26 protein-coding genes and 4 pseudogenes are annotated in these 26,155 nt (G+C 67.5%); 17 read left to right on the plus strand and 13 right to left on the minus strand.

The annotated features are described in order from the left end of the window. Window positions 1-79: 79 nt before the first annotated feature. From CFB89_RS31790 to CFB89_RS31810, 5 genes are all read left to right on the plus strand, one after another. Window positions 80-1,081: a nitroreductase family protein gene (locus tag CFB89_RS31790; protein WP_089471414.1), complete on the plus strand. Its 1,002-nt coding sequence runs from the start codon at window positions 80-82 to the stop codon at window positions 1,079-1,081. A 60-nt stretch (window positions 1,082-1,141) separates the two neighbouring features. Beyond that, window positions 1,142-1,483, plus strand: a complete 342-nt coding sequence (locus tag CFB89_RS31795; RefSeq protein ID WP_089471415.1) for a c-type cytochrome — start codon at window positions 1,142-1,144, stop codon at window positions 1,481-1,483. Next, window positions 1,465-2,463, plus strand: a complete 999-nt coding sequence (locus CFB89_RS31800; protein ID WP_089471416.1) for a TIGR00730 family Rossman fold protein — start codon at window positions 1,465-1,467, stop codon at window positions 2,461-2,463. The genes CFB89_RS31795 and CFB89_RS31800 overlap by 19 nt, the downstream gene beginning before the upstream one ends. Before the next feature lie 138 nt (window positions 2,464-2,601). Beyond that, window positions 2,602-2,826, plus strand: a complete 225-nt coding sequence (locus CFB89_RS31805) for a hypothetical protein (RefSeq protein WP_089471417.1) — start codon at window positions 2,602-2,604, stop codon at window positions 2,824-2,826. Window positions 2,827-2,934: 108 nt separating this feature from the next. Then, window positions 2,935-3,822: a SulP family inorganic anion transporter gene (locus CFB89_RS31810; protein ID WP_089471418.1), complete on the plus strand. Its 888-nt coding sequence runs from the start codon at window positions 2,935-2,937 to the stop codon at window positions 3,820-3,822. Window positions 3,823-3,895: 73 nt separating this feature from the next. On the opposite strand, the gene CFB89_RS31815 is transcribed toward CFB89_RS31810, so the two are convergent. Next, window positions 3,896-4,546 (minus strand): BON domain-containing protein, encoded by a 651-nt coding sequence (locus tag CFB89_RS31815; protein ID WP_027809190.1) that lies wholly within the window; start codon window positions 4,544-4,546, stop codon window positions 3,896-3,898. 107 nt (window positions 4,547-4,653) lie between these two features. On the opposite strand from CFB89_RS31815, the pseudogene CFB89_RS31820 reads away from it, so the two are divergent. Further along, window positions 4,654-4,991: pseudogene (locus CFB89_RS31820) on the plus strand (nitroreductase family protein); the annotation flags it as partial. A 103-nt stretch (window positions 4,992-5,094) separates the two neighbouring features. On the opposite strand, the gene CFB89_RS31825 reads toward CFB89_RS31820, so the two are convergent. From CFB89_RS31825 to CFB89_RS31845, 5 genes are all read right to left on the minus strand, one after another. Further along, complete coding sequence (locus CFB89_RS31825; RefSeq protein ID WP_089471419.1) at window positions 5,095-5,529, minus strand: Hsp20/alpha crystallin family protein; 435 nt, start codon at window positions 5,527-5,529, stop codon at window positions 5,095-5,097. 179 nt (window positions 5,530-5,708) lie between these two features. After that, window positions 5,709-5,984 (minus strand): DUF1488 domain-containing protein, encoded by a 276-nt coding sequence (locus tag CFB89_RS31830; RefSeq protein ID WP_089471420.1) that lies wholly within the window; start codon window positions 5,982-5,984, stop codon window positions 5,709-5,711. Window positions 5,985-6,065: 81 nt separating this feature from the next. Further along, a complete protein-coding gene (locus CFB89_RS31835) occupies window positions 6,066-6,539 on the minus strand; it encodes a universal stress protein (RefSeq protein WP_089471421.1) in 474 nt (157 codons plus the stop codon). A 130-nt stretch (window positions 6,540-6,669) separates the two neighbouring features. Then, the gene (locus tag CFB89_RS31840) at window positions 6,670-7,137 is read right to left on the minus strand and encodes a hypothetical protein (RefSeq protein ID WP_089471422.1); all 468 of its coding nucleotides are present in this window, start codon (window positions 7,135-7,137) and stop codon (window positions 6,670-6,672) included. Between the two features lie 247 nt (window positions 7,138-7,384). Continuing rightward, window positions 7,385-8,623, minus strand: coding sequence for an SfnB family sulfur acquisition oxidoreductase (locus CFB89_RS31845; protein WP_089471423.1), 1,239 nt, complete (start codon window positions 8,621-8,623; stop codon window positions 7,385-7,387). A 291-nt stretch (window positions 8,624-8,914) separates the two neighbouring features. Between CFB89_RS31845 and CFB89_RS31850 the strand changes: the two genes are divergently transcribed. Together CFB89_RS31850 and CFB89_RS31855 are read left to right on the plus strand one after the other, a co-directional pair. Continuing rightward, on the plus strand, window positions 8,915-10,186 hold the full coding sequence (locus CFB89_RS31850) for an acyl-CoA dehydrogenase family protein (protein WP_089471424.1): 1,272 nt from the start codon (window positions 8,915-8,917) through the stop codon (window positions 10,184-10,186). Further along, the gene (locus CFB89_RS31855) at window positions 10,183-11,583 is read left to right on the plus strand and encodes an LLM class flavin-dependent oxidoreductase (protein WP_089471425.1); all 1,401 of its coding nucleotides are present in this window, start codon (window positions 10,183-10,185) and stop codon (window positions 11,581-11,583) included. The genes CFB89_RS31850 and CFB89_RS31855 overlap by 4 nt, the downstream gene beginning before the upstream one ends. Window positions 11,584-11,720: 137 nt before the next feature. Here the strand turns inward: CFB89_RS31855 and CFB89_RS31860 are convergent, their stop codons facing one another. Then, window positions 11,721-13,148: an MFS transporter gene (locus tag CFB89_RS31860; RefSeq protein WP_089471426.1), complete on the minus strand. Its 1,428-nt coding sequence runs from the start codon at window positions 13,146-13,148 to the stop codon at window positions 11,721-11,723. A 355-nt stretch (window positions 13,149-13,503) separates the two neighbouring features. On the opposite strand from CFB89_RS31860, the pseudogene CFB89_RS35815 reads away from it, so the two are divergent. After that, a pseudogene (locus CFB89_RS35815) lies at window positions 13,504-13,602 on the plus strand (MerR family transcriptional regulator); the annotation flags it as partial. A 23-nt stretch (window positions 13,603-13,625) separates the two neighbouring features. Here CFB89_RS35815 and CFB89_RS31865 read toward each other — a convergent pair. Together CFB89_RS31865 and CFB89_RS31870 are read right to left on the minus strand one after the other, a co-directional pair. Then, window positions 13,626-14,033 carry a VOC family protein gene (locus tag CFB89_RS31865; RefSeq protein WP_179233570.1) on the minus strand — a complete coding sequence of 136 codons (408 nt, stop codon included), beginning with the start codon at window positions 14,031-14,033 and terminating at the stop codon, window positions 13,626-13,628. Window positions 14,034-14,385: 352 nt separating this feature from the next. Further along, a pseudogene (locus CFB89_RS31870) lies at window positions 14,386-14,628 on the minus strand (YadA-like family protein); the annotation flags it as partial. Between the two features lie 119 nt (window positions 14,629-14,747). Here CFB89_RS31870 and CFB89_RS31875 point away from each other — a divergent pair. The 3 genes and pseudogenes from CFB89_RS31875 to CFB89_RS35580 all read left to right on the plus strand — a co-directional run. Beyond that, window positions 14,748-15,659 (plus strand): DUF72 domain-containing protein, encoded by a 912-nt coding sequence (locus CFB89_RS31875; protein ID WP_089471427.1) that lies wholly within the window; start codon window positions 14,748-14,750, stop codon window positions 15,657-15,659. 73 nt (window positions 15,660-15,732) lie between these two features. Further along, complete coding sequence (locus CFB89_RS34635; RefSeq protein WP_144030185.1) at window positions 15,733-16,005, plus strand: hypothetical protein; 273 nt, start codon at window positions 15,733-15,735, stop codon at window positions 16,003-16,005. Window positions 16,006-16,029: 24 nt separating this feature from the next. Continuing rightward, a pseudogene (locus tag CFB89_RS35580) lies at window positions 16,030-16,183 on the plus strand (LacI family transcriptional regulator); the annotation flags it as partial. Between the two features lies 1 nt (window position 16,184). Here CFB89_RS35580 and CFB89_RS31880 read toward each other — a convergent pair. Then, a complete protein-coding gene (locus CFB89_RS31880; protein ID WP_089471428.1) occupies window positions 16,185-17,210 on the minus strand; it encodes an AraC family transcriptional regulator in 1,026 nt (341 codons plus the stop codon). A 350-nt stretch (window positions 17,211-17,560) separates the two neighbouring features. Between CFB89_RS31880 and CFB89_RS31885 the strand changes: the two genes are divergently transcribed. The 5 genes from CFB89_RS31885 (at window position 17,561) to CFB89_RS31905 (ending at window position 22,479) form a co-directional block, all read left to right on the plus strand. Beyond that, the gene (locus CFB89_RS31885; RefSeq protein WP_089471429.1) at window positions 17,561-18,808 is read left to right on the plus strand and encodes a dienelactone hydrolase family protein; all 1,248 of its coding nucleotides are present in this window, start codon (window positions 17,561-17,563) and stop codon (window positions 18,806-18,808) included. A 43-nt stretch (window positions 18,809-18,851) separates the two neighbouring features. After that, the gene (locus CFB89_RS31890; RefSeq protein WP_089471430.1) at window positions 18,852-19,640 is read left to right on the plus strand and encodes an SDR family oxidoreductase; all 789 of its coding nucleotides are present in this window, start codon (window positions 18,852-18,854) and stop codon (window positions 19,638-19,640) included. Between the two features lie 64 nt (window positions 19,641-19,704). Further along, complete coding sequence (locus tag CFB89_RS31895; RefSeq protein ID WP_089471431.1) at window positions 19,705-20,943, plus strand: styrene monooxygenase/indole monooxygenase family protein; 1,239 nt, start codon at window positions 19,705-19,707, stop codon at window positions 20,941-20,943. 5 nt (window positions 20,944-20,948) lie between these two features. Continuing rightward, window positions 20,949-21,476, plus strand: coding sequence for a flavin reductase family protein (locus CFB89_RS31900; protein ID WP_089471432.1), 528 nt, complete (start codon window positions 20,949-20,951; stop codon window positions 21,474-21,476). Window positions 21,477-21,513: 37 nt separating this feature from the next. Beyond that, window positions 21,514-22,479: a transporter gene (locus tag CFB89_RS31905; RefSeq protein ID WP_089471723.1), complete on the plus strand. Its 966-nt coding sequence runs from the start codon at window positions 21,514-21,516 to the stop codon at window positions 22,477-22,479. Window positions 22,480-22,745: 266 nt separating this feature from the next. On the opposite strand, the gene CFB89_RS31910 is transcribed toward CFB89_RS31905, so the two are convergent. Genes CFB89_RS31910 through CFB89_RS31920 form a run of 3 tightly spaced genes read right to left on the minus strand, consistent with a single transcriptional unit; the run spans window position 22,746 to window position 26,137 of the window. Then, the gene (locus tag CFB89_RS31910) at window positions 22,746-23,720 is read right to left on the minus strand and encodes a type II secretion system F family protein (RefSeq protein WP_089471433.1); all 975 of its coding nucleotides are present in this window, start codon (window positions 23,718-23,720) and stop codon (window positions 22,746-22,748) included. A gap of 36 nt (window positions 23,721-23,756) precedes the next feature. Continuing rightward, the gene (locus CFB89_RS31915; RefSeq protein ID WP_089471434.1) at window positions 23,757-24,734 is read right to left on the minus strand and encodes a type II secretion system F family protein; all 978 of its coding nucleotides are present in this window, start codon (window positions 24,732-24,734) and stop codon (window positions 23,757-23,759) included. Between the two features lie 35 nt (window positions 24,735-24,769). Further along, window positions 24,770-26,137, minus strand: a complete 1,368-nt coding sequence (locus tag CFB89_RS31920) for a CpaF family protein (protein ID WP_089471435.1) — start codon at window positions 26,135-26,137, stop codon at window positions 24,770-24,772. Between the last annotated feature and the right edge of the window lie 18 nt (window positions 26,138-26,155).

The raw sequence follows: 26,155 nt of genomic DNA on the forward strand, positions 1-26,155 counted from the left end.
GGGTCAACGGCTGCCGGACGGTTGCTGACACGATGAGATGGCATGACGCCGCCCACGCGGCGTGCCAGGAGATGATCGCATGATGTCCGTTCCCCCGCTTGCCGCAAGCGCCCATGTCGACGATCAATTGAAGTCGCTGTTGGCGTACGCGGTGCTGGCCCCGTCCAGCCACAATTCCCAGCCGTGGCGGTTCATCGTCAACGGCGCCACGATCGCCGTCTGCGCGGACCGGGTCCGCGCGTTGCCCGTGGTCGATCCGTTCGACCGCGAACTGATCATCAGTTGCGGCGCGGCATTGCTCAATCTGCGCGTCGCGCTCGATCACGCCGGCCTCGCCCACACGATCAGCACGTTTCCGTCCGAGGTCGACCCCGATCTCCTTGCGCTGGTCCGGGTCTGCGACGACGGCTATTCCGATCCGTCTCTCGGCGGGCTGTTCGACGCGATCCAGGGGCGCGTCACGACGCGCGCGCCGTTCGAATCCACCGCGCTGCCCGACGAGATTCAGCGCGAGCTGATCGCGGCCGGCGTCGCGGAAGGCGCCGAGGTCGCGTGCATCGACTCGACCGCGCGTCGCGCACGGGTCGCCGAACTGGTTGCGCAGGCCGACCGGCAGCAGTTCGCGGATCCGCGCTTCCGGCGCGAACTGGCGAGCTGGATCGATCCGCGTCGGCGCGTCGACGGCATGCCGGCATTCGCGGCCGGCGTGCCGACGCTGCTGGACTTCGCTGCGCCCGTCGTGACGATGGCGGTGCGGACGTTCGATCTCGGCAACGGGCTGGCCGCGCTCCATCATCAGCTCGTCGGCGCGTCGCCTTTGATCGTCTGCCTGTCGACCGTGCGCGACGATCGCGAAGCGTGGCTGGCCGCGGGCCAGGCGCTCGAGCGGATCCTGCTCGTCGCGGCGCGCGCGGGCTATACGGCGTCGTACCTGAACCAGCCGATCGAGACAGCCGCGCTGCGTGCCGACCTGGGCCGCACGCTCGGGCTACGCGGCGAGCCGCAGTTGCTGTTGCGGGTGGGCCGCGGCCCGCACACGCCGCATTCGCCCCGTCGCCCGCTCGGCGAAGTGATCTCCTGAGTGATCGCCTGAGCGCAACCGGCGGCGCGCTGCGCGCCTGCCGATCCGGACGAGGAAAACATGAACATCACGCGCTGCTCCGCTTTCTCTTTCTTCCTGATCGCCGCCATGGCCGGAACGGCAGCCGCGCAAACCACCGTGCCCGAGCCGACCGAGCTCGTCGACGCGCAGCACTGCATGTTCTGCCACACGCCCGACATGACGTTCCTCGGGCCGTCGTTCCACGACATCGCCGCGCGCTACCGCGGCGATCCTCACGCGACCGCCGAACTGGAGCGCAAGTTGCGCGTCGGCGGCCCCGCGCATTGGGGCGACACGCCGATGCCCTCCGCCATCGATCGCGGCGGGCCGCTGTCTGCCGACGACGCGCATCAGCTCGTTCAATGGGTGTTGAGCCAGTGACCGTGCCCACGATAGTCAAACGCGCTCCTGCCGGCATGGCGCGCGGCAAGCGGGTACGCACCCGGCCCATCTCGCCCGCCAGCCTCGACGACATCCCGCGGCCGTCTCGTCGAGGGCGGCATCCAGCCAGCCATCCGGGCTGCACGCCCGGCGACGCGGACACGTCGTTGCTGCAACGCGCGACCATGCGCGGTATCCGGCTGCAACTCGACTACTGGAAAGCCGAAGCGCGCCTGCAACACGAGCGCATCGGCCACGCCGTCGTGATCTACGGCAGCACGCGCATCGTCGCGCCCGCCGTCGCGAATGCACGGCTCGCCGAAGCGAACCGCCTGCTCGCGCTGCGCCCGCGTGACCCGGCCCGGCGTCGTGCCGTCGCGGTCGCCAGCCGTCTCCTCGAGCACAGCGCGTACTACCGCGTCGCACGCGAATTCGGCCGTATCGTCGGTCATGCCGACCGGCGCACGCGTACGGCGCGCCTCGCGATCGTCACGGGCGGTGGCCCCGGCATCATGGAGGCCGCCAATCGCGGCGCCTACGAGCGCGGCGCCCCGAGCATCGGCTTCAATATCGAGCTGCCGCGCGAACAGGCGCCGAATCCGTACATCACGCCGGATCTGTGCTTCCGGTTCCACTACTTCGCGATTCGCAAGCTTCATCTGCTCGAGCGCGCCAAGGCAGCCGTGTTTTTCCCCGGCGGATACGGCACGTTCGACGAACTGTTCGAGGTCCTGACGCTGCTGCAGACGCGCAAGATCGCGCCGCTGCCGGTTGTCCTGGTCGGCGAAGCGTACTGGCGGCGCGCCGTCGATCTGGCGTTTCTCGCGGACGAAGGGATGATCGACCGCCGCGACCTCGAACTGTTCACCTACTGCGAATCCGCCGCCGATATCTGGCACGCGATCGGCTCCTGGTATGCACGGTGCCGCGCCGGGCGGGCGGCCCGACGAAGCCCTTCGCCGAAGCCGTCCGCCGTGTAGGAATCCGCCGACGGCCTCCGCTCGATTCCTACTACAACTTCGGGACACGCCGATTGAATCGCGCATGCCCGCCAACGATACTGAAATCACGGACAACGGCTCCCGGCATACCGATCGCGAGCCCTCAGGAGAGACGTCATGTCACACGCTACCCAGCCTGCCGATTCGGGCAATCCGTCCGGTCGGTCCGATGCAGCGACGCTCGACACGCTGGCCTTGGTCACCCTCGCCCGCGACGCCGGCATGCTCGTGATCCTCGACGGCCAGATCGGGCGGGAACGGTACGAAAGCGTGACGGGATCGATCGCCACGCTCGCCCGCTTCGCGCAGGCGCTGCAACGTTCGGCGCTCAAGGCTGCATGACACCGGGCGCGGTGGAAGCCGTGCCGCCCGCCGACCCAATGCCGATGAACCCGCCGCTCACGGATCGGTCCGCCCGTTTTGCCCGGATATCCGCTGGATGAAGCGGCGATGAACCTGCCCCGCTCCGGACGCATCGCACGCATGTTCCCGGGTGCGGCGTTGCTCGCGAATTACCGGCGTGCCTGGTTATCGCGCGATCTCTATGCGGGCATCGCGCTTTCCGCCGTGCTGGTTCCGGTCGGCATGAGCTACGCGCAGGCGGCCGGCCTGCCGGCCGTCACCGGGCTGTATGCGTCGATCGCGGCATTGCTCGCCTATGCGGTACTCGGCCCGAGCCGGATCCTCGTCCTGGGCCCCGATTCGGCCTTGGCCGCGCTGATCGCCGGCGCCATCGCGCCGCTCGCCGACCACGATCCGCAGCGCGCCGTCGCGCTCTCCGGCGCACTGGCGCTGGCGGCCAGCGCGCTGTCGCTGCTGTCGTTCGTGTGGCGGGCCTGGCACCCGTACGATGCCGTGCTTGGCCGGCTGTCAGGCGTGCGCGGCTATCACGACATCACGCGACATCCGGACGCCGTGCAAACCCCGGGCCTCGTGCTGTTCCGCTGGGACGCCCCGCTCTTCTATGCCAACGTCGAGATCTTCTGCGAGCATCTGCACGCGGCAATCGCGCGCTCGGCATGCCCGGTCACGCGTATCGTCGTCGCCGCGGAGCCCGTCACCGATATCGACGTCAGCGCGGCGGACCAGCTCGTCGCGCTGTGCGAAGAACTCCGCGAGCAACGCATCGCGTTGAACTTCGCGGAAATGAAGGGGCCGGTGAAGGATCGCCTGCGCGCCTACGGATTGTTCGACGTGTTCGGCGCGGCCAGCTTCTTTCCGACCGTAACCGATGCCGTTGCGCATCACGTCCAGCGGAAAGGCGATCACGCGGGCGCGGGCGAACACGGCATGCGTTCCGCGTCATCGCCGCCCGCGCGGAACAAGACGGGCGGCTAGACGCTTGAAGACGGGCGGCCGTCACGCGTATCGCGTCGGGCCGGGCGGCGCGGCCAGCTTCAGCCCGCCGGCCTTACTCGACGACCAGGTCGTCGACGACGGCGCGCACGCCACGCGCAGACCACGCGGCGCCGCGCACGGCCTTGCGTTCGGAGAACGAGCCGACCTTGCCGGACAACCGGACGGTGCCGTCGCGTACCTCGATCGCGATGTGCTTCGCCTCGCGCTCCGCGTGGCGCATGATCGCGCGCTTGATGTTGCCGCCGATGTCGGCCGAGCCGACCGCCCCCTGCACGACGATGTGGTCGGTCACGCCGGTCACGCTGCGCATCTGCGAGATCGCGCGCACGGCCAGATGGCTCTGGTATGCCCATTCGACCCGGCCGGACAGCGTGATCCAGCCGTGCTCGACCTGCACCTTGACCGCGTCGTCATGCAGCCCGACCGTCCAGTGCAGCACCGAGCGCACGGCATTCGCGATGTCCTCGTCGGTGCGGACGTCGTCGTTCGGCAGATGCACGGTCATGTCGACGACGAGCGCCTTGACACCGGCCACGCGGTTCGCCGCACGCTCGATCGCGAGTTTCTCCGCATAGCTCGGCGGGTGACCCGAAAGCGTCACGATCCGGTCGGACACCTCGACACCGATCCGTGTCGCGTCGATTGCCGGGTCGGATTCCAGCTCGTCCTGAACGTCCTGTTTCAACTGCTTGTCGGTTTTCATCGTCTGCACTCCCGTGAGCCGCGGCGCGCCTGTCCGCCGTATACGACCAGATTTGCACACGCGCGGCCCCGCGGTGCTGATGCAGGTCAACCGATGCCCAGTGCCGGGCTCCGCGGCTCGTGCCGAGACACGCGGCCGATGCACGCAACCTGACGGGGTACCAGGACTTCGTGGGCCGCGCGCCACTCGATCTCGTCTACGTGGTGCGGACCGCCTCGATCCTCGACATGCCGCCGCCGCAACGCGGCGTGTTCCCAGCCATCGCGGCGGGCGCCATCGCGCAGAACGTTTCGCTCTACTGGGCGGCAGCCGGCCTCGGCACGGTCGTGCGCGGCTGGATCAATCATCGCGTGCTCGCCGACGCGTCGCGGCTGAACGAGGACGACTGCCGATCCTCGCGCAGACCGTCGGATACCGTGCCCGCGGAACGGTAGCGGCGGCGTGAGCGCACATGGCCGATTGAAAGAAACGGCGCGCGGATGGCTCCGTGCGCCGTCGCGCCCCTTCGAGCGACGCGTGCCCCGCATCGCCGGGCATCTGCCTCCCGATCAACTGATCGTCAGCTTCTTCTGCCCGACCGGCGCCTTCTTCGGCAGCGTCAGCGACAGCACGCCGTCCTGATACGCCGCCGTCGCGTTCGCGTCGTCGATCTCGTCGGACAACGAGAACGACCGGCCGATCGCGCCGCTGTAGCGCTCGCGCCGGATCACGCGCTCGCCATCCTTCTGCTCGTTGCTGCGCTCGACCTTCGCATTGATCGTGACGGTTCGGCCCGTCACCTGGACATCGATATCCTCCTTCGCGACGCCCGGCAACTCCGCATGGACCTTGTAGGCGTTGTCGTTTTCCGACACGTCGATCTTCATCGACGCAAGACCGGGTTCGTCCGTCGTCGCTACGCCGCGCAGCGGCCTGAACAGCCCCTGAAACAGGTCGGAGACGGGTTCGATCGAAAACGGATCGTAACGCGTGAGGTGGGTCATGGTTCGCACTCCTCGTACGGTTGACATGCAGCAGCGCTTTCGTCCGGCCAGCGCGGCACCGTGATGCGGATCGGACTGGCGCGGCATCGCGAGCCGCGCAACGGACGAAGGATCCCTCCGAAATCAGCGTATCCGCTCGCACCGTCGCGCGCTTGATACGCGTCAATGACCCGCGGCGATCACGTACAGAACCGGAAAAATCCGCTGTGAAGCAGGATCGGCCTGCCGTCCATTTCCTCGAGCAGGCAGCGCGCCGCTCGTTCGATCGCGGGGCGATGGTGCGCGAATGCGTCGACGAGATCCTGTTCGCGCGGCGATGCCGCCCGGAAGTGATCTTCCAGCGCTTCCGCGGTGATCACGCAGCGCACGCGGCGGCCTTCGACCACGGCCGGAAAGGCCAGCGCCGGGTCCAGACCGCAATACGTCGGCGGTTCGGAAGGAAAAGTTATCTGCATGACGATCCCCTGGGCAGGTTGCGTGCCGACCGTCGCCCGACTCGACCCGGGCGAGCCGACCCGTTATCGGGCACGGCGACGCTAGGCTGCCGCGACGGCAGCAGGCGCGGCATCGTCGCCGCGTACGAGCAGGACCGGGCAACTCGATCCGCGCAGAAACCGCTCGGCTACGCTGCCGAGGACCAGCCGACGGACGCCGCGCCGCCCGTGCGTACCGACCACGGCGAGATCGATCGACCGTTCGACGACATAGCGTTGCAGCCGTTCGGCGATATCCTGGCCGGGCTCGGTCTCGACGATTTCGGTATCGCCGTTGACGGCCGCATGCGAGATGGCCCGTTCCGCGCTTCGCAGCACCGCCGCGCCATCGCGCCGGACCTCGTCGAGCAGGCCATCCGGGCTCATTCGTCCGGCGTACGTGATCAGAAGCGATTGGTCGACGACGAAAACGGCGAACAGGCGCGCGCCGCAGGACCGGGCAACCTTCAAGCCCTCTTGAAGCGCCAGATTCGACGAAGGACTGCCGTCGACGGCAACCATGATGTTCGTGTACATACCGACCTCGCTGGATGACTGGACGCGCCGGTGGCGTTCGGCGTTGTTTCATCATCAGCGCTCGCCGGAAACCTGCGTTGACCGACGTCAACGGTTCGAAGCGATATGAGCCGACGCAGAAGGCGCTCCATTATCGAGGATCGACCGGCGGCGTCGGCGCGCCCGTCGGGCGCTCGTACGTCGCGAAACCGCGCTCGATTTCAAGGATCTTCGACGCGCATGCATCGTATTGCCAGCCGGGGCCGCCATCGGTGCCGTACATGCCCTTGCACATCGCCTTGAGCCGAATCACCGCGCCGCCGTCGTCCGATGCCGTGCGCGACGCCCATAGATAAACTTCGCCGGCGAAATGGGGTTGCGCGGTCTCGATCCGGTCCGCACTGAATCGCGTGACACGGGTCGACGAACGCGCGTCGACGTAGCGCCGTGCGAGCTGCCATGCACGGTCGCATTCAGGCGCCGTCGAACAGTGCAGCGCTGCAGCTTCCCGTGCCGCCCGCAATTGCGTTTCGGTCGACCGGAACGCCGCTTCCTGGCTCATACCGGCGCAAGCGCCCAGCGCGAGCGCGGCGCCGATCGCCCACGTCGGATGTTTCATTGCCCCTGCCTCATCACGCGGCGACTCACGCGCCATCGGGCGCCGCGTCGTGCGAGCGCCGGAGTCCACTGTATTGCCGGCAGCGCGAATGAGGTTGACCTGCGTCAAGCGCCGTCATGCGTCGCACATCGCGTGCGTCACCACGAGACCCTGCTTTCGACGATTCGTTGATTCGATCGGCACGGCGCCGCCCGTAGCATGGGTGCGTCACCGATCCTCGGCGCCCGCCTCGTTTGCCGCTGACGATTCAATTCCACGCATGCCGCGCCGGGCGCGCGCCGTTCAGGTAGTAGTTGCCGACGAGGTGATATTTCCAGCGCACCGGGTCGTGCAGCGTATGCGTGCGCGCGTTGCGCCAATGCCGGTCGAGATTGTGCTCGGCGAGCGTCGACTGCGTGCCGGCCAGCTCGAACAGCTTCTCGCCCGCGAGCAGCGCGATCTCGGTGGTCAGCACTTTCGCTTCGCCGACCGCGACGGACGCCCGCGCGACATCGTCTTCGGTCACGTCGCCTTTTGCCGCGATCTCGTCGAGCGTGCGCGCCGCGCGTTCGAGCAACGCGTCGGCCGCATGCAGCTGGATGTGCAGCCGGCCGATTTCGCGAATCGTCAGCGGATCGTCCACCGCCCGTTCGACGCCGCTGTCGACCCACGGCCGCGTGCGGGTCCGCACGAACGCGAGCGTATCGTCGATGGCCGCCTTCGCGATGCCCGCGTCGATCGCCGCCTGGATGATCTGAGACAGCGGGCCGTTGAGCGTCGGCACGTCCGACACGCGCTGCGCGGGCAGCACGTGCGACGCGGGGATGCGCACCGCGTCGAGCACGACCGTGCCGCTCGCGGTCGTGCGCTGCCCGAATCCCGACCAGTCGTCGATCACGCTCAGGCCCGGCGTCGGTTGCGGCACGTACGCAAGCCACGCCTGCCGCGCGTCGTCGAGCCCGAGCACCGGCACGTAATGCGCGAACAGCGCGCCGGTCGAATAGAACTTCGTGCCGTCGACGACATAGTCGTCGCCGTCGCGGCGCACGCGCGTCTTCAGGTCGAGCACGTGCTTCGTGCCCTTCTCCGAGAATCCGTTGCCGAACCGCTTGCCGCTCAGCACTTCGGCGAAGAAATGCCGCTTCTGCGCGTCGGTGCCGACCAGCGCGATCACGTCGACCAACCCGAAATGATTCTGCGGAAGCTGCCCGAGCGACGCATCGGCCGCGGCGACGATCTTGATCACCTCGGTAAGCGTCACGTGCGACACGCCCGCGCCGCCGTATGCCTTCGGCACCGTGATCGCCCACAGCCCTGACTGCGAGAACCATTCGATCTCTTCGCGCGGCAGCCGGCGTTCGCGATCGCGTTCGGCGGCCCCTTGCGCGACGCGTTGCGCCAGTGCATGCGCGGCCGCGATCGCTTGCGCATCGTCCGCAATCACGCGAGCCACCTGCCGTGGTGCATCGGTGGGCCGCTCCTGAATCGTCGCGCTCGTGTCTGACATCGGGTTCTCCTGTCGAATGACGAAAGCATTCAATCTAGCAGCGCCGCGCGGGCCGGAAAACCGAGCGATTCTCGAAACGATATTCCTTTGGAGAACAAACGACGTCGCGCCTGATACCGGTGAATCGATGTTTTAGCGCCGCAACGGATGCGAGAGCGTCGATGCGTCCCGCGCGGTTGCCGTAATACGCAGCGACGATAACGATCCGAGAATCCGTTATTGGAACGCCCGCGTCGCGCTTCCTATACTGGGCTCCCGGCGCACACGGCCACGCCCTTCGAGGAAATCCGCATGACTTCATCGCACGCAGCTCCCGACCTTTCCACCGGTACCGATTACGACGCGCTCGCGAGCCGGTTCCGACCGATCTTCGAACGTATCGCCGCCGGCACCGCCGAGCGCGAACGCAACCGCGAATTGCCGCACGAGGCGATCGGCTGGCTGAAGTCGGCCGGCTTCGGCGCGATCCGGCTGCCGCCCAGTGCCGGCGGCGCGGGCGCGTCGCTACCGCAGTTGTTCCGGCTGCTGACCGAACTGGCCGCCGCCGATTCCAATTTGCCGCAGGCGTTGCGCGGACATTTCGCGTTCGTCGAGGACCGGCTCAATGCGCCGCCCGGGCCGCAGCGCACCACCTGGTTCGACCGCTTCGCGAGCGGTCAGCTCGTCGGCAATGCGTGGTCGGAGGCCGGCGACGTGCCGCTCGGCCAGACCATCACGAAGGTGTCGGAGCAGAACGGCCGGCTCGTGCTGAACGGCCGGAAGTTCTACAGCACCGGCAGCCTGTTCGCCGACTGGATCGACGTGTTCGCGCAGCGCGCGCACGACGGCAGCGACGTGATCGTCGCCGTCGCGACCGCGCAGCCCGGCGTGATCCGCGACAACGACTGGGACGGCTTCGGCCAGACCACCACCGGCAGCGGCACGACGCGCTTCGAGAATGCGGCGGTCGACGCGGACAACGTGATCGATTTCGCGCGCCGCTTCAAGTACCAGACCGCGTTCTACCAGTTGTTCCACGTCGCGACGCTGGCGGGCATCGGCCACGCGATCGTGCGCGACGCGGGCGAGCTCGTGCGCAACCGCACGCGCGTGTACAGCCACGGCAATGCGCAGCGTGCCGGCGACGACGCCCAGCTGCAGCAGGTGATCGGCGAGATCGCGTCATGGGCGTACGCGGCCGACGCGCTCGCGCTACGTGCCGCGCAGCCGCTTCAGCAGGCCTATGAAGCGCGCTTCGGCGGCGACGAAGCGGCCGAGCAGGCCGCGAACGTCGCGGCCGAAATCGAATCCGCGCAAAGTCAGCTCGTCGTGTCCGAACTCGTGCTGCGCGCGGCGACGCGCCTGTTCGACGCGCTCGGCGCATCCGCGACCCGCAGCACGACCGCGCTCGATCGCCACTGGCGCAACGCGCGCACGGTGTCGTCGCACAACCCGCTCGTGTACAAGGCGCGCATCGTCGGCGACTGGATCGTCAACGGCCGCACGCCGCCGTTCGTCTGGCGGGTGGGCAACGGCGCGGGCGCCAATGCGAACGCCGGCGCGGAGACGGGGGTCGCGCAATGAGCAAGACCATTCGCTTCAACGCGTTCGAGATGAACTGCGTGGGACATCAATCGCCGGGCCTGTGGGCGCATCCGCGCGACCGTTCGTGGCAGTACAAGGATCTCGATTACTGGACCGACCTCGCGCGCGTGCTCGAGCGCGGGATCTTCGATGCGATCTTCATCGCGGACGTGATCGGCTACTACGACGTGTACAAGGGCAGCAACTATCACGCGCTGCACCAGGCCGCGCAGATCCCGGTCAACGATCCGCTGCAACTGGCCGCGCCGATCGCGATGGCGACCGAACATCTCGGCATCGGCATCACCGCGTCGACGACGTTCGAGCACCCGTACACGTTCGCGCGCCGGCTGTCGACCGCCGACCATCACACGAAGGGCCGGCTCGCGTGGAACATCGTCACGTCGTACCTGGAAAGCGGCGCGAAGAACGTCGGCGATCACGGGCTGCGCACGCACGACGACCGCTATGCGGTCGCGGCCGAATACGTCGAGGTGCTGTACAAGCTGTTCGAGGGCAGCTGGGAGGATGGCGCGGTGGTGCGCGATCGCGACGGCCGCGTGTTCACGCATCCGGAGAAAGTGCACGAGATCGGCCACCAGGGCCGCTTCTTCGACGTGCCCGGCTACCACCTGTGCGAGCCGTCGCCGCAGCGCACGCCGGTGCTGTTCCAGGCGGGCGCGTCGGGCCCCGGCAAGGCGTTCGCCGCGCGGCACGCCGAATGCGTGTTCGTCGCGGCGCCGACCCGCGATCAACTGGCGCGCTACGTGACCGACGTGCGTGCGCAGGCTGCCGCCGCCGGACGCGATCCGGCGAAGGTGCTGATCTACAACCTCGTCACGGTGATCGTCGACGAGACCGACGAGAAGGCGCAGGCCAAGTTCGACGAGTATCGCCGCTACGTGTCGTACGATGGGTCGCTGGTGTTCATGTCGGGCTGGACCGGCATCGACTTCGGCCAGTACGCGCCGACCGATCCGGTCAGGCGCGTCGAAACGAACGCGATCGTGTCGGCGGTCGAGCACCTGTCGGGCGGCGACACCGCGTGGACGATCGAAGCGCTGGCCGCCTGGGGCGGCATCGGCGGGATGGGCCCGGTGTTCGTCGGGTCGGCGGCGACCGTTGCGGACATCCTGCAGGAATGGGTCGCCGCGACCGACGTGGACGGCTTCAATCTCGCGTATGCGGTCGCGCATGAAACCTTCGAGGACGTCGTGCGTTATCTCGTGCCCGAGTTGCAGCGCCGCGGCGTGTATCCGGCCGCGTATGCGCCCGGCACGCTGCGCGAAAAACTGTTCGGCGGTTCGGCACGGTTGCCGGACGAACATCCGGCCGCGCGGTTTCGCGATATCGAACAGGTGAAGCGCGCGGCCGAGCGGGAAGCGGTCAGCGCGTAACGAAACGTCGGCAAACGTCGAAGCCGGTCTGTCCACATTCATGCGGCGACCGGCTTCAGTACGAACGGCTTCGTGCAGTGAGACGAAGCCGTTCGTGTTTTCGGGGAGCGGGGACGGCGAGCGCCCCCGGTCAGTGCTTACGCGGTGCTTTCGTCGTCGATGTCGTGCGCCGTCGGTTCATACCGCACGATCAGCAGAAACACGATCGGCGTGACCGCACTGACCGCGACGACCCAGAACATGTCGGTGCCGAGGCGGGCCTGCAGGATCGGCAGCACGAACAGCGCCAGCGCCTGGCCGATGCCGCACAGCGATCGCCCGAAGCCGACGCCGGTGCCGCGAATCGCGGCCGGATACGACAACGTCGGATAGATCATCATCTGCGCGCCGGGCCCGAAGCCTTCGGCGAACAGCCACGTGCCGAGCATCAGCAACACGACGCCGACCGCGATCGCCCCGTGCGGATGGCCCGCCAGCGCCAGCGCGACGAGTGCGATCGTTTGCAGCGCGAACCCCGCGATCGCGACATGACGCGACGGATAGCGATGCGCGACGCGCATGCCGAGCAAGCCGCCGGTAAACGCGAACAGCACGTTCAACGCCAGCGACGCCGCGATCGTCTCGAACACGCCCGCGCCGAGGAATTGCGACAGGATCGACGGCAGGAAGAACGCGATCGCCGTGTATTCGAACGGGATGCACAGGTTCATCACGCTGGCGACGATCGTGCGCCCGAGATACGGACGCTGGAACAACACGCGAATCCGCACGGGCGGCGGGCTCGACTCGCGTCGCGCATCGTCCGCTTCGTGCGCGTGAATGCCGTACGACTCGCGCAGGATGCGCGCGGCATTGGCCAGGTCGCCCTGATTGGCGGCCCACAGCGGCGACTCGTTCATGAAGCGGTTGCGGAACAGGATGATGACGAGCGCCGGCACCGCGCCGAAGATCAGCGACGCGCGCCACAACCAGCCCGCATGCTCGGCCGGCAGCAGGAAATACAGGCCGAAGATCAGCAGGAAGCACACTGACGACGCGACGTACCACATCGGGCACCACGCGGCGAGCCGCGACGCCTTGTTGCCGCGGCCGTTGAACTTCGAGAATTCCGCGAGAAACGCCATCGCGACGGGCAGGTCGATGCCGACGCCGAGCCCCATCACGAAGCGCGCGGCGATCAGTACCCAGACGTTCGGCGCGAGCCCGGCCGCGATCGCCGCGACCACGAAGAACAGCATGTCGGCCATGAACACCTGGTAGCGGCCGATCCGGTCGGTCAGCCAGCCGCCGATCAGGCTGCCGAAGATCGTGCCGATCATGATCGCCGAACCGACCAGCCCGGTCAGCGCGGGCGTCAGGCCGAATTCGCGCGCGACGTCGTCGATGCCGTAGGACAGCGTCGTCAGGTCGTACGCGTCGAGAAACACGCCGCCGAGCGCCAGCAGCACGATCATCCGTGCGTGGCTCACCGAACTGTCCACCGTATTGATCAGGCGCGCGACGTCGCTGGCCGAGCGGATGGGAGAAGAAACCGGCGTGACCGGGCTCAGATCGATCGAACTCATCGGATTCCTTAGTTTGATGCCGAATACATGGCAAGGTCGTCGTGAAGCCGGAAACCAGGCGAGCGCCTTGTCGGCTATCGCGGCGTCGAGCGTATTCGGCCCGCTGCCGTCGACTTCCGGCAGCGGAAATTCTGTTCCCTCGATCCGGTAATCCCAAGCGATATAAACCGATAAATTAATCGGCGTACGTCATAAAGTTGCGCGGGCGGTGCTTAGCGGCAGCATGCATGTGCAATCGCGAATTCCTTCGTTAGCGAATCGCTTGCGCTTCGTCACATTAGCCGGTCACCTGCCTGTTCGCGGCGCGTTGCCGCTCGCGCGCGAATGCTAAATGATTGCCTCCCCTTCCGTGCGCGGTTTCACGCTCGACGATATTCGCGGCTTTCTGGACTGCATGCTGCTGATCGAGGGCACGCGGTCGTGCGACCAGATCGCCGATCTGGAGAAGCGGCGCGACACGCATCGCATCGCATCGCGTCAATCGTCGAAGGTCCCCTGATATTCCGGCGCGGCATCCGCGCGCGTGTTCAGTTCGAACATCACGCCGCCCGGCGCGCGGCAAAAGAAGCGCGAGCCGCGCCCGTTGTTGAAGACATCCGTCTCCATCGCGACGCCCTCTTCCTTGAAACGCGCGAACAGCGCATGCACGGCATCGAGGCTCGGCAGTTCGAAGCCGACGTGGAAGTTGGTCGGCCACGCGGGCACGCCGTCGCCGACGTGATCGATCACGACGTCGAAGCCCGGACGCTTGAGGATCCAGGATTTGTCCCAGCTTCCCGCGATCGTGAAGCCAAGGTATCGCTCGAAGAACCGGGCCGTCGCCAGCGTGTCGGCAGAGGGGAAGCTCAGGTGATTGAGTTTCATCGTGTGTGTCGTTTCGGTCATGGTCGCGCGCTCCGATGCGTTGGTGGGCGAAGGCTCCATGCCGTGCCGCCCGAGGACCTCAGAATACGAGCGGAAGCTCGCATTCCACAACTCGCATTCGACGTTCCGCCGGAACCGCGTGAAACCCTTGTCGCACCGCCCGTTGCGGGAGGGCGACGATTGCGACGGATCGCATGACTCGCATTCGCGACAGTCTCGTCGATGCGAGGCACCCGATCGGCCGACGACATCAAACGACGACGGCCCGGGATTCGCGAACGAACCCCGGGCCGTCGATCGACAGCGGTGTCGGGCTGTACATCCGTTGCCCGGCACCGCGCATCGCGCATCGCTCAACGCGACGCGACCTGCATCAGAACTGATAACCCGCGCCGACCACCGCGCCGAAGTCCGACCGCGTGTTGCCCGTCACCGATGCCTTGACGACCCAGCGGTTGCTCTCCGTCACGTACGAGTAGCCGGCCGCGAAGCCCTGCTGGCCGTGATAGTTCGACGTCGCCGCCGACACCATCGAGCGCCCCGCGCCGGTCGGCCGCGGCAAGCCGGCCACCGCCATCGCCGACGCGACGCCGCCGTACATGTCCTTCTTCAGGTCGAGCGCAGCGATGATACCGGCCGAACGTGGCGCGGTCTTTAAAAAATCAAATCGGCGGCGGCACGCCGATTGCTCGTCGCCCGAACCGCATCAGGGAGCCGGCGCAGCCGGGCATCGACGTGACACGCACATCCGGCAGGATTCACATCGGCATTTCGGGCTGGCGCTACCCCGGCTGGCGCGGGACGTTCTACCCGCCCGACCTGAAGCAGGCCAGCGAGTTGCGGTATGCATCGGCCCACATGCAGACGATCGAAATCAACGGCACGCACTACAGCCTGCAAGCGCCCGACAGCTGGCGGCGCTGGTATGCCGACTCGCCGCCCGGGTTCGTGTTCAGCGTCAAAGGCTCGCGCTACCTGACGCACATGCTGCGCTTTCGCGGCGAAACGGCCACGATCGCGTGCGCGAATTTTTTCGCGCAGGGGCTGTTCGCGCTGAAGGACAAGCTGGGGCCGCTGCTGTGGCAATTCCCGCCGTCGCTGCGGTTCGATCCGGCGCATATGGAGCGCTTCCTGAGCCTGCTGCCGCCCGACACGGAAGCCGCGCTCGCGCTCGCCCGACGGCACGATGCGCGCGTCCGCGAGCCGTATCTGCGGATCGACCGCAAGCGTCCGTTACGTCATGCGGTGGAGGTGCGGCACGAGAGCTTCGTCGATCCGGCGTTCGTGAAACTGCTGCGCCGCCACAAGGTCGCGCTCGTCGTGTCGGATTCGACCGAGGCGTGGCCGCAGCTCGAGGATCTGAGCGCGCGGTTCGTCTATATCCGGCTGCACGGCACTGAAACGAAGTATTCAGGTGAATACGCCGATGCGGCGCTCGAACGATGGGCGCGCAGAATCGAAACCTGGAGCCGGGGCGCGCAGCCCGCCGATGCGCGTCTCGCCGCACCGGCGCTGAAACCGCCTCGGGCGGCGACGCGCGACGTGTACTGCTATTTCGACAACGACACGAAAACGCAGGCGCCGTTCGATGCCGGGCGGCTCATGGCCCGGCTCGGGCTGCATGCGCCCGATGCGGTGTCCGAATGAAACGCTCGGCAAGCTGCGGACGGCAGGTGCCCGCCGGCCCGCCGAAGCCAGGCCAGGTCCGCAAGATGCTCCTATGCTGATGGATAGTGCCCCTCATCGCGCCCGTCGCGCGCCCGGTAAATTTTGCACGACCGATAGCCGGCACCATGGGCCAAAACTGCAAGGAGAAAAAGCGATGACCCTGCTTATCTACCTGGTCGGATGGATCATTTTCATCGGCGGCGTCGCGTGGGGTTTGATGACGCTGCACGTCTCGCAGCACATCATCGAGATCGTGGCCGTCATCCTGTTCGGCATCGCGGTCATCACCGGCGCGACACGCGCCCGGAATCGCGACCGGTCGTAGCGCGGCGTGCTGCGCAGTCCGTAGAAGGTGAACCCGGCGACCGTCGAGTGCGTGACGGCGGCGATCCGCGAACTCGGCTATCGGTCGAACCTGACCGCGCGCGCTCGCCGAGGGCCGTACGTCGACGCTCGCGACCGGCGTTCGCGCGCTGGCCGCCGAACGCGAGTCGTGCAGCCGGGTCACCCCTGCCCGCGCCGCATCCTGAGCGTCGCCGACGGCGATTCCCCGAACGCGCGCTTGTACTCGATCGCGAACCGCCCGAGGTGCGCGAAGCCCCATTTCAGCGCGACGTCGGTGACCGACGCGAGTCCCGGCGTGTCGTCGGCCAACAGTTCGTCGCGTACATGTTGCAGCCGCAACTGCCGCACGAAGCCCATCGGCGTGATCCCGTGGCGATTGCGAAAGCCGGCGAACAGCGTGCTCGGGCTCACGCCGGCGAGTTCGGCGAGCCGTTCGATCGTCAGCGGCTCGTCGAGATGCGCGCGGATGTATTCCTCGACGCGCCGCACGTAGAACGGCGCGAGCGGTGCCGGCGCGGGACGTGTGCCGTTGCGCGCGGTGTTCGGTTGGCCGTACAGCAGCAGGTTCAGCAGCGTCGATTCGAGTTGCTCGAAAGCGAGCGGATGGCGCAGCGGATGGCCGTCCGTCGCGATCGCGTCGGCCAGCATCGGCAACATTTGCGCGAGGCAGGCGCCCTGCTGCGACGCCAGGCTGAACGCCGGCTCGAACTCCACCGGTGCGCGCCGGTCCCCGCCGAAATGGCGCTGCGCATGCCGTTCCATCACGTCGCGCTCGATACGCAGGATGACTTGCGGACACGCTTCGCCCCATCGCATCCGGAGCGGCAGCGTGGGCGACAGCAGCGACGCCGTGTCGGGCGACGACACGAAGCGCGTCGCGCCGCATTCGATCTCGGCGTCGCCGCGCAGCGGAATCTGCAACAGATAGAAATGCTCGAGCGGCCCCGGTTCGATCGACACCTCGCCGCCGTAATCGAGCAGGTTCAGCGACAGGTTGCCCCAGCGCGCATGGTGCATGCAGCTGTGCAGCACGCGCGATTCGCCGGTCGGCGTGAGTCGATGCGGCTTGAAGACGTCCGCCACGCGCGCACGCACCTCGTCGACGTCGTTCGACTCCAGCAGCAGCGTGCCGTGATTGAAACAGGCGGCGTCACCCAGCCAGCCGGTTTCGGAAAATTGCGCCATCGAAGTTCTCCCGTCGTGCTCGATCGCACTCGCGCCGTGCATGCATTCCCGATATCGGGGAATGCGCCGCACGATCCGGACAGCGTCCGGAGTATCCGGACAATCCGTCCGATGAAACACGCAAGTCCCGCGCAAGCCACGCAAGAAGCGGACCGTTCGCGCATCGTAGAAAACTGTGCGGGCTGTCCGCATCCGCACATACCCGCAGTCGGCCCCGGCCCGCCGGCCTGCGGCGGCCGCTGCCGCAGGTTTCCGGAATTCGCGGATACCGGCCGAAGAAAGCGGATAGAAATGCCCATTTCGGCCGCCAATACTGGGCCGTCATCGAAACCAACCGCATGGAGGGACACATGAACGGACGTCACATCGAGATTCCAGCACCGGACGGCGGCGCGTTCCGCGCGTACCTGAGCACGCCGGCCGGCGGCACGGGGCCGGGCCTCGTCCTCTGTCACGAGATCTTCGGCGCGAACGCGACGATGCGGGACGTGGCCGACTACTACGCCGAGGAAGGCTATACGGTGCTCGTGCCGGACCTGTTCTGGCGCCAGTCGCCGGGCATCGAACTCGGCTACACGGCGGCCGATTTCGAGCGCGCAATGGCCCTTTATCGCGCATTCGACGAAAACAAGGGTGTCGACGACGTCGGCGCCGCGCTGGACGCGCTCCGCCGGCGGCCGGAATGCACGGGCGAGGCCGGCGTGCTCGGCTACTGCCTCGGCGGCAAGCTCGCGTACCTCGCCGCGTGCCGGCTGCCGGGCGTGGCCGCGGCGGTCAGCTACTACGGCGTGGGCATCGAGCATGCGCTGGACGAAGCCGCGCACCTGCGCGGACGGCTCGTGCTGCAGATCGCCGCGCAGGACCGCTTCTGCCCGCCCGACGCTCGGCAGCGCATCGCGGATGCGCTGTCCGGCCGCGACGGCGTCGAAGTATACGTCTATCCCGGCGTCGATCACGCGTTCGCCCGCCCCGGCGGCGATCATTACGACCAGGCCGCCGCCATCATGGCCCACCAGCGCGCGATCGCCGCGTTCCGCGCCGCGCTCGGCCCGCGCTACGACCTGTCCGCGCTGTGGGAAACGCACCTGCAGCACGAGTTCGACACGCGCAACGTCGACGCGACGATGGCCACGATGGTCGCCGAGCCGTACGTCAACCATATTCCGACGCTGACGGGCGGCGTCGGCCACGACGAACTCAAGCGCTTCTACACGCATCACTTCGTGCATGCGAACCCGCCCGACACGACGATCACGCCGATCTCCCGCACGATCGGCGCGAGCCAGATCGTCGACGAGCTGCTGTTCTGCTTCACGCACACCACCGAGATCGACTGGATGCTGCCTGGCGTCGCGCCGACCGGCAAGCGCGTCGAGATTCCGCTCGTCGCGATCGTGAAGTTTCGCGGCGACAAGCTCTATCACGAGCACATCTACTGGGATCAGGCGAGCGTGCTCGTGCAGATCGGCCTGCTCGATCCGGCCGGCCTGCCGGTCGCGGGCGTCGACACGGCCCGCAAGCTGCTCGACGTGACCGTGCCGTCGAACGGCCTGATGCGCCGCTGGCGCGATAGCGCGCCGTCCACGGGTGCGCGCTGACGCGCCCCCAAACCCTCACCCCCACGATTCCCGGAGACATCCCATGAATGCCCTTGCTGGCAAAGTCGCGCTCGTCACCGGCGGCGCCACGCTGATCGGCGCCGCGGTCGCGCAGGACCTGAGCCGCGCCGGTGCGTGCGTCGCGATCCTCGATCTCGATGCGGACAACGGCGCACGCGTGGCCGCATCGCTCGGCGAACGGGCGCTGTTCATCGCGCTCGACATCACCGACGACCGCGCGATCGAGCGCGCGGTATCGGCGATCGTCGAACGGTTCGGCGCGATCGACGTGCTCGTCAACCTCGCATGCAGCTATGTCGACAACGGCATCCACGCGACCCGCAACGACTGGCTCGCGGCGATGGACGTCAACGTCGTGTCGGCCGCGATGCTCGCGAAGGCCGTGCATCCGCACATGGCCCGGCGCGGCGGCGGCGCGATCGTGAACTTCAGCTCGATTTCCGCGCAGTGCGCGCAGACCGGCCGCTGGCTGTATCCGACCTCCAAGGCCGCGATCCGCCAGCTCACGCGCAGCATGGCGATGGATCTCGCGCCCGACCGGATTCGCGTCAACTCGGTGTCGCCCGGCTGGACCTGGTCGCGCGTGATGGACGAGCTGACGCACGGCGACCGCGCGAAGACCGATCGCGTCGCCGCGCCGTTCCACCTGCTCGGCCGCGTCGGCGATCCGTCGGAAGTCGCGCAGGTCGTCACGTTCCTGTGCAGCGACGCGGCGAGCTTCGTGACGGGCGCCGACTACGCGGTGGACGGCGGCTACGCCGCGATGGGCCCCGAACAGGCGGTGCCGGCGATTCCGCGCCTCGCGGAGTGACTGCTCCGCGTCGCCCCTTCACGCAATCATTCCGGCCGCCACGCGGCCAACCGAGGACATTTCCATGAGACGCATCGCTATCGTCGGCGCCGGCCAGTCCGGCCTGCAACTCGCCTTCGCCCTGCTCGGCCGGGGCTACCACGTCACGCTCGCGACCAACCGCGACGCGGAGCAGATCCGCGCGGGCAAGGTCATGTCGAGCCAGTGCATGTTCCACACGTCGTTGCAGATCGAGCGCGATCTCGGCCTGAATACGTGGGAGGAAGCGTGCCCGTCCGTCGAAGGCATCGGCATCGCGGTGCCGCACCCCGACGGCAATGGCCGCAAGGCGATCGACTGGTCGTCGCGACTGACGCGCTACGCGCAGTCGGTCGACCAGCGCGTGAAGATGGCCGACTGGCTCGACGGCGTGCGTCGCCGCGGCGCGGACGTACGGATCGGCGACATCGGCGTGCCCGAACTTGAGGAACTGGCGCGCAGCCACGACCTCGTGCTGCTCGCGGCCGGCAAGGGCGACATCGTGAACCTGCTCGGCCGCGACGATGCGCGCAGCCCGTTCGACCGCCCGCAGCGCGCGCTGGCGCTGACCTACGTGAAAGGAATGACACCGAGCGAGCCGTATTCGCGCGTGCGCTTCAACCTGCTGCCGGGCATCGGCGAATACTTCGTGTTTCCCGCGCTGACCACCACCGGCCCGTGCGAAATCATGGTGTTCGAAGGCATCCCGGGCGGCCCGCTCGACTGCTGGGCCGACGTGAAGACGCCCGAGCAGCATCTGGACCGCAGCCTGTCGTTCCTGCAGCAATACGTGCCGTGGGAATACGAGCGCTGCCGCGACGTCGCGCTCACCGATCCGAACGGCACGCTGGCCGGGCGCTTCGCGCCGACCGTGCGCAAGCCGTTCTTCCGGCTGCCGTCGGGCCGCACCGTGTTCGGGATGGCCGATGCGGTGGTGGTCAACGATCCGATCACGGGCCAGGGCTCGAACAACGCCGCGAAATGCGCGAACGCGTATTTCGACGCGATCGTCGCGCGCGAGGCCGCACCGTTCGGCGAAGACTGGATGCACCGGACGTTCGAAAACTACTGGGCGTATGCGCAGCACGTCGTGCGCTGGACCAATTCGCTGCTCACCCCGCCGCCGCCTCACATTCTCGAACTGCTCGGCGCGGCCGGCCAGCTGCCGTCGCTCGCGAAAACGATCGTCGACGGGTTCGACGATCCGCGCCGGTTCGCGCCGTGGTGGTTCGAGCCGTCGGCATGCGCGGCGCTGATCCGCGAACACAGCGTGCGTGCGGAGTAATCGTCATGGAAACCATCGTCACCGACCGTCCGGCCCTCGACCCGATGCAGTTGCGCGCCGCGTTCGGGCAGTTCCCGACCGGCGTCACCGTGATCACCACGTGCGCGGCCGACGGCCGCAAGGTGGGCCTCACCGCGAATTCGTTCTCGTCGCTGTCGCTCGATCCGCCGCTCGTGCTGTGGAGCCTGCGCAAGCTCGCGCCGAGCCGCCCGGATTTCGTCGCGGCGACCCACTTCGCGATCAACATCCTCGCGCACGACCAGATCGACCTGTCGCGCCGCTTCGCGACGCCCAGCGCCGACAAGTTCGACGGCGTGCCGCACGCGGATTCGGGCAGCGGCGGCGTGCCGTGCCTCGACGGCGCGAGCGCGCGCTTCGTGTGCCTCAACGTCGGCCACTACGAAGGCGGCGACCACCTGCTGTTCATCGGCGAGATCGAGCAGTTCGACGCATTCGGCAAGGCGCCGCTCGTGTTCCATGCCGGCCAGTATCGCGCGATCGCCGATCATCCTGCTCTTTCACGCACGCTTTGATTAGTAGATACAAATAAAACTCCAGGAGGTGGTGAATATGAAATTCGGCTCTCGCCTGCTCGTCGCCGCGGGCTTCGCGCTCGCCGGCCTCGGTGGCCTCGTCGGTCATACGCCGGCCCATGCGGCCGACCTGCCGGCGGTCAACCTCGGCATGACCAGTTTCCTCGACGGCATGCCGCCGGCCGGCGCCGGCTGGTACGGCACGCAGTACCTGCAGTACTACACGGCCGGTCGCGTCAACGACAATGCGGGCAACAAGGTCGGGCTGCCGAAGCAGGACGTCGACCTGTTCGCGGGATTGAGTCAGCTCGTCTATCAGTCGCCGCTGACGTTCGCGGGCATGCATCCGGGCCTCGACGTGATCCTGCCGTGGATCGCGTCCGCGCGCACCGACGACGGCATCGGCAACGTCGCGCTGAATGCGCGCGCCGGCTTCGGCGATCTGCTGATCGGCCCGTTCGTCCAGTTCGACCCGGTGATGGGCGCGCAGGGCCCGCGTTTCGCGCAGCGCGTCGAATTCCAGTTCATCGTGCCGACCGGCGCGTACGATCCGGCGCGCGCGATCAATCCGGGTAGCCATTTCTGGTCGTTCGATCCGTACTGGGCCGCGACGCTGTGGCTCACGCCGAAATGGACCGTATCGTGGCGGCTGCACTATCTGTGGAACGCGACCAACCATCAGCCGGCGACGGCACTCGGCCCGGACGTGACGTCGACGCAGGCCGGCCAGGCGATCCACGTGAACTTCGCGACCGAGTACGAAGTGCGGCCCGGCCTGCGGCTGGGGCTCAACGGCTACTGGCTGCGCCAGACCACCGACATGAAGGCCAACGGGCAGGACGTGCCGGGCACGCGGGAAGCCGTGTTCGCGATCGGGCCGGGCGCCATGTATAGCTTCTCGCCGCACGATCACCTGCTGTTCAACGCGTATTTCGAAACCTATGCGCGCAACCGATCGCAAGGGACGCGGTTGGTGCTGCGCTACGTGCATCACTTCCAGTGATGCACGGCGCGCCGGCCGTCCCGATACGGTGCTTGCCGCTTCGAGAGGTTAGCCGCAGGGGGCAGCCGTGAAGGCGGTGGACTACGGCTCGTTCCATGATCGACCATGGGTCCAGGATGCATTGACGCCGCTATGGTCGACCTGTCTCGCGGCGTCGCCTGGGGAGAGAGCCTCCATGAAGCCTATTGCCGCGCCGGCCGCCGAATCACCCGGGGCCGGCACGTCCAGCCTGGATCGGTGCGCGCAAAGCCACATCCGCGCGCCGCTCACGGCGCGATGCCGACGAACGTGGGCAGCAGCACGCGATAGACGTGAATCATCGCCGGGCCGAGCAGCACCACCATCAGCGCGGGGAAGATGCAGAAGATCAGCGGGAACAGCAGCTTCAGCGCGATCTTCGCCGCGCGTTCCTCCGCGCGCATCCGGCGGCGGGTGCGCAGCATGTCCGACAGCACGCGCAGCGATTCGCTGATGCTCGTGCCGAACCGGTCCGCCTGGATCAGCATCGCGCAGAACGATTCGATGTCCTCCACGCCGGTGCGCAGCGCGAGATTGCGCAGCGCCGCCTCCTTCGTGAAGCCGGAGCGCATCTCGAGCAGCAGCAGATCGAGTTCGCTCGCGACCACCTCGCTGCTGAACCGCAGCTCCTCGCTCACCTTCATCAGCGCCGCGTCGAGCCCGAGCCCCGCCTCGACGCACACCGTCAGCAGGTCGAGCGCGTCCGGGAAATCCTCGAAGATCTTCTGCTGACGCACCTTGACCCGCTGCGACAGCACGACGTTCGGGATGTAGTAGCCGATGCCGGCGAGCGCCACGAGGATCAGCGACAACAGCGCGCGCTCGTCGCCGAGCGACGTCGTGATCAGCGCCAGCAGCGCCGCGCACGGCAGGCCGAGCGCGAGCACCGTCTTCGCGGTGAAATACAGCGCGGCCGCGCTCTGGTTGCGCCAGCCGGCATTCATCAGCCGGATGCGCAGCGGCGAATTCTCCCAGCCCTCCTTCGGCACCGACAGCTTCGAGATCGGGGTGGACAGCTCGACCAGCTTCGCGACCCAGCGCGACGCCACGTCGTCGCCGTCGCCCGGGCCGGCGACGGCGCCCGCCCCGGTCCCGCCGGCCTGCTGGAGCCGGCGCTGGATGCCGCGCGGCGCGAACAGCAGCATCGCGACGAGCACGCCGCCGGCCACGAAGATGAACAAGCCGCCCAGCATCACGGCCTGGACCACGCTCAGGTTTTGCATGACAACCTCGCAACGGTTCGTTATTCGGCTCGCGCGTCAGACGCGAATGCGCACGATTCGGCGGATCCAGAACAGCCCGAACAGCATCGACACCAGCATCGTGCCGACCATCCGGATCCCGGCCGGATCCTCCCAGAGCACCGACAGGAATTCGCGGTTCAGCAGCGCCATCACCGCCGCGGTGCCGAACGGCAAAAGCCCGAGAATCCACGCCGACAGCCGCCCTTCCGCCGACAGCACGCGCACCTTGTCGAACAGCTTGAAGCGCTCGCGGATCAGCCCGGCGATGCTGTCGAGCAGTTCGGCCAGGTTGCCGCCCGTCTCGCGCTGGATCAGCACCGCGATCACGAAGTAGCGCAGGTCCTGCACCGGCACGCGCGTCGCCAGATTCGTCAGCGCGTCGTGCAGCGACACGCCGTAGTTGACCTCGTCGAACGTCACGCGAAATTCGCCGCCCATCGGCTCGGAAAACTCGTCGCCGACCATCCCCAGCGTGCTCGTGAACGAATGGCCGGAGCGCAGCGCGCGCGCGATCATGTCGCAGATGTCCGGCAACTGCCGCTCGAGCTTGCGCATCCGCCGGGCGCGGCGGCGCAACACGTACATCATCGGCCCCCATCCGGCGAACAGCGCGATCGGCACCGCGGCGAGCTGCGGCGCCCGCGCGAAACTCGCCGCGAACCACGTGAGCGCCGCGAACGTCGCGCTGAGCGTGATCAGCTTCGGCAGCGTCCAGTCGAGACCCGACTGCTGGATCACGAGATCGAGCGCGTGCACGCGCGGCAGGCGCAGCAGCAGCCGGTCGAACGGCTTCGATTCGTCGAGCATGCGCTTCTTCAGGATCGACAGCCGCTCCTGCTGCACGTTGCCGCCCGCCGACATCGCGCGAATGCGCGATTCGATCCGCCGCGCGGCGGCGCCGTGCCGCGCGTTCCACCATTGATAGATGCCTTCGATCGACAGCACCACCGCGACGAAGGTAAGAATCACAAAACCGTAAAAGATCGCATTCATGAGGCCTCTCCCCGGCAGCACACGACGCCCTGGCGTCAGTCCGTCTCGTATCGCATGGACGGGTCGTACAGCGAATCCGGCAGGTTGATGCCGAACGCCTGCAGCCGCTCGACGAACTTCGGCCGCACGCCTGTCGCGCAGAAGTGGCCGCGTACCGAGCCGTCGCGATCCACGCCCGTGCGCTTGAACGTGAAGATCTCCTGCATGTTGATGATGTCGCCTTCCATCCCGGTCAGTTCCTGGATGCTGACGATCTTGCGCTTGCCGTCCGTGAGCCGCGCCGCCTGCACGACCACCGAGATCGCCGACGCGATCTGCTGGCGCATCGTCTTCGGCGGCAACGTCAGGCCGGACACGCTGACCATGTTCTCGAGCCGCGTCAGCGCGTCGCGCGGCGTGTTCGCGTGGATCGTCGCGAGCGAACCTTCGTGGCCGGTGTTCATCGCGTTGAGCATGTCGAGCGCTTCCGCGCCGCGCACTTCGCCGAGGATGATCCGGTCCGGACGCATCCGCAGCGCGTTGCGCACCAGCGTGCGCTGCGTGATCTCCCCCTTGCCTTCGATGTTCGGCGGGCGCGTTTCGAGCCGCAGCACGTGCGGCTGCTGCAGTTGCAGCTCGGCGGCGTCCTCGATCGTCACGATCCGCTCGTTGCGCGGAATGAAGCCGGACAGGATGTTGAGCAGCGTCGTCTTGCCGCTGCCGGTGCCGCCCGACACCAGCACGTTCACCTTCGCGCGCGACAGCGCGTCGAGCAGCTCGGCCATCGGCGGCGTCAGGCTATGGTAGCGCACCAGATCGTCCATCTTCAGCGGGTTGACCGCGAAACGCCGGATCGACATCAGCGGCCCGTCGATCGCGGACGGCGGGATGATCGCGTTCACGCGCGATCCGTCCGGCAGCCGCGCATCGACCATCGGGCTCGATTCGTCGATGCGGCGCCCGACGCGCGACACGATCTTCTCGATCACCTTCATCAGATGCGCATCGTCATAGAACGTCACGTCGGTCAGTTCGAGTTGACCGCAGCGCTCGACGTAGACCTGCCGGTAGGTGTTCACGAGGATGTCGGAAATGCCGGGGTCGCGCAGCAACGCTTCGAGCGGGCCGAAGCCGAACATCTCGTCGTACACGTCGATCGCGAGCTGGCGGCGCTCGATGTCGTTCGCCGGCATGCGTTCCTCGTCGAGGATGCGTGCGATCAGCGAGCCGATCTCCATGCGAACCTGGTCCTGATGCAGCCGCGACAGGCGCTCGAGTTCCACGCGCTCGAGCACGGCCAGGTGAATTTCGCGGCGCAGCTTCTGGTATGCGTCGCGCACCGACGAATGCGCCGGGCCGGCCGTCTCGCTGCCTGCCGACAGCGGCTGGGCCCGGTGCAACGACATCTGTTCGCGCAATGACATGATGATTCCCCGTAAGAA

The organism is Burkholderia sp. AU16741, assembly GCF_002223345.1.
Lineage (GTDB): Bacteria > Pseudomonadota > Gammaproteobacteria > Burkholderiales > Burkholderiaceae > Burkholderia > Burkholderia sola.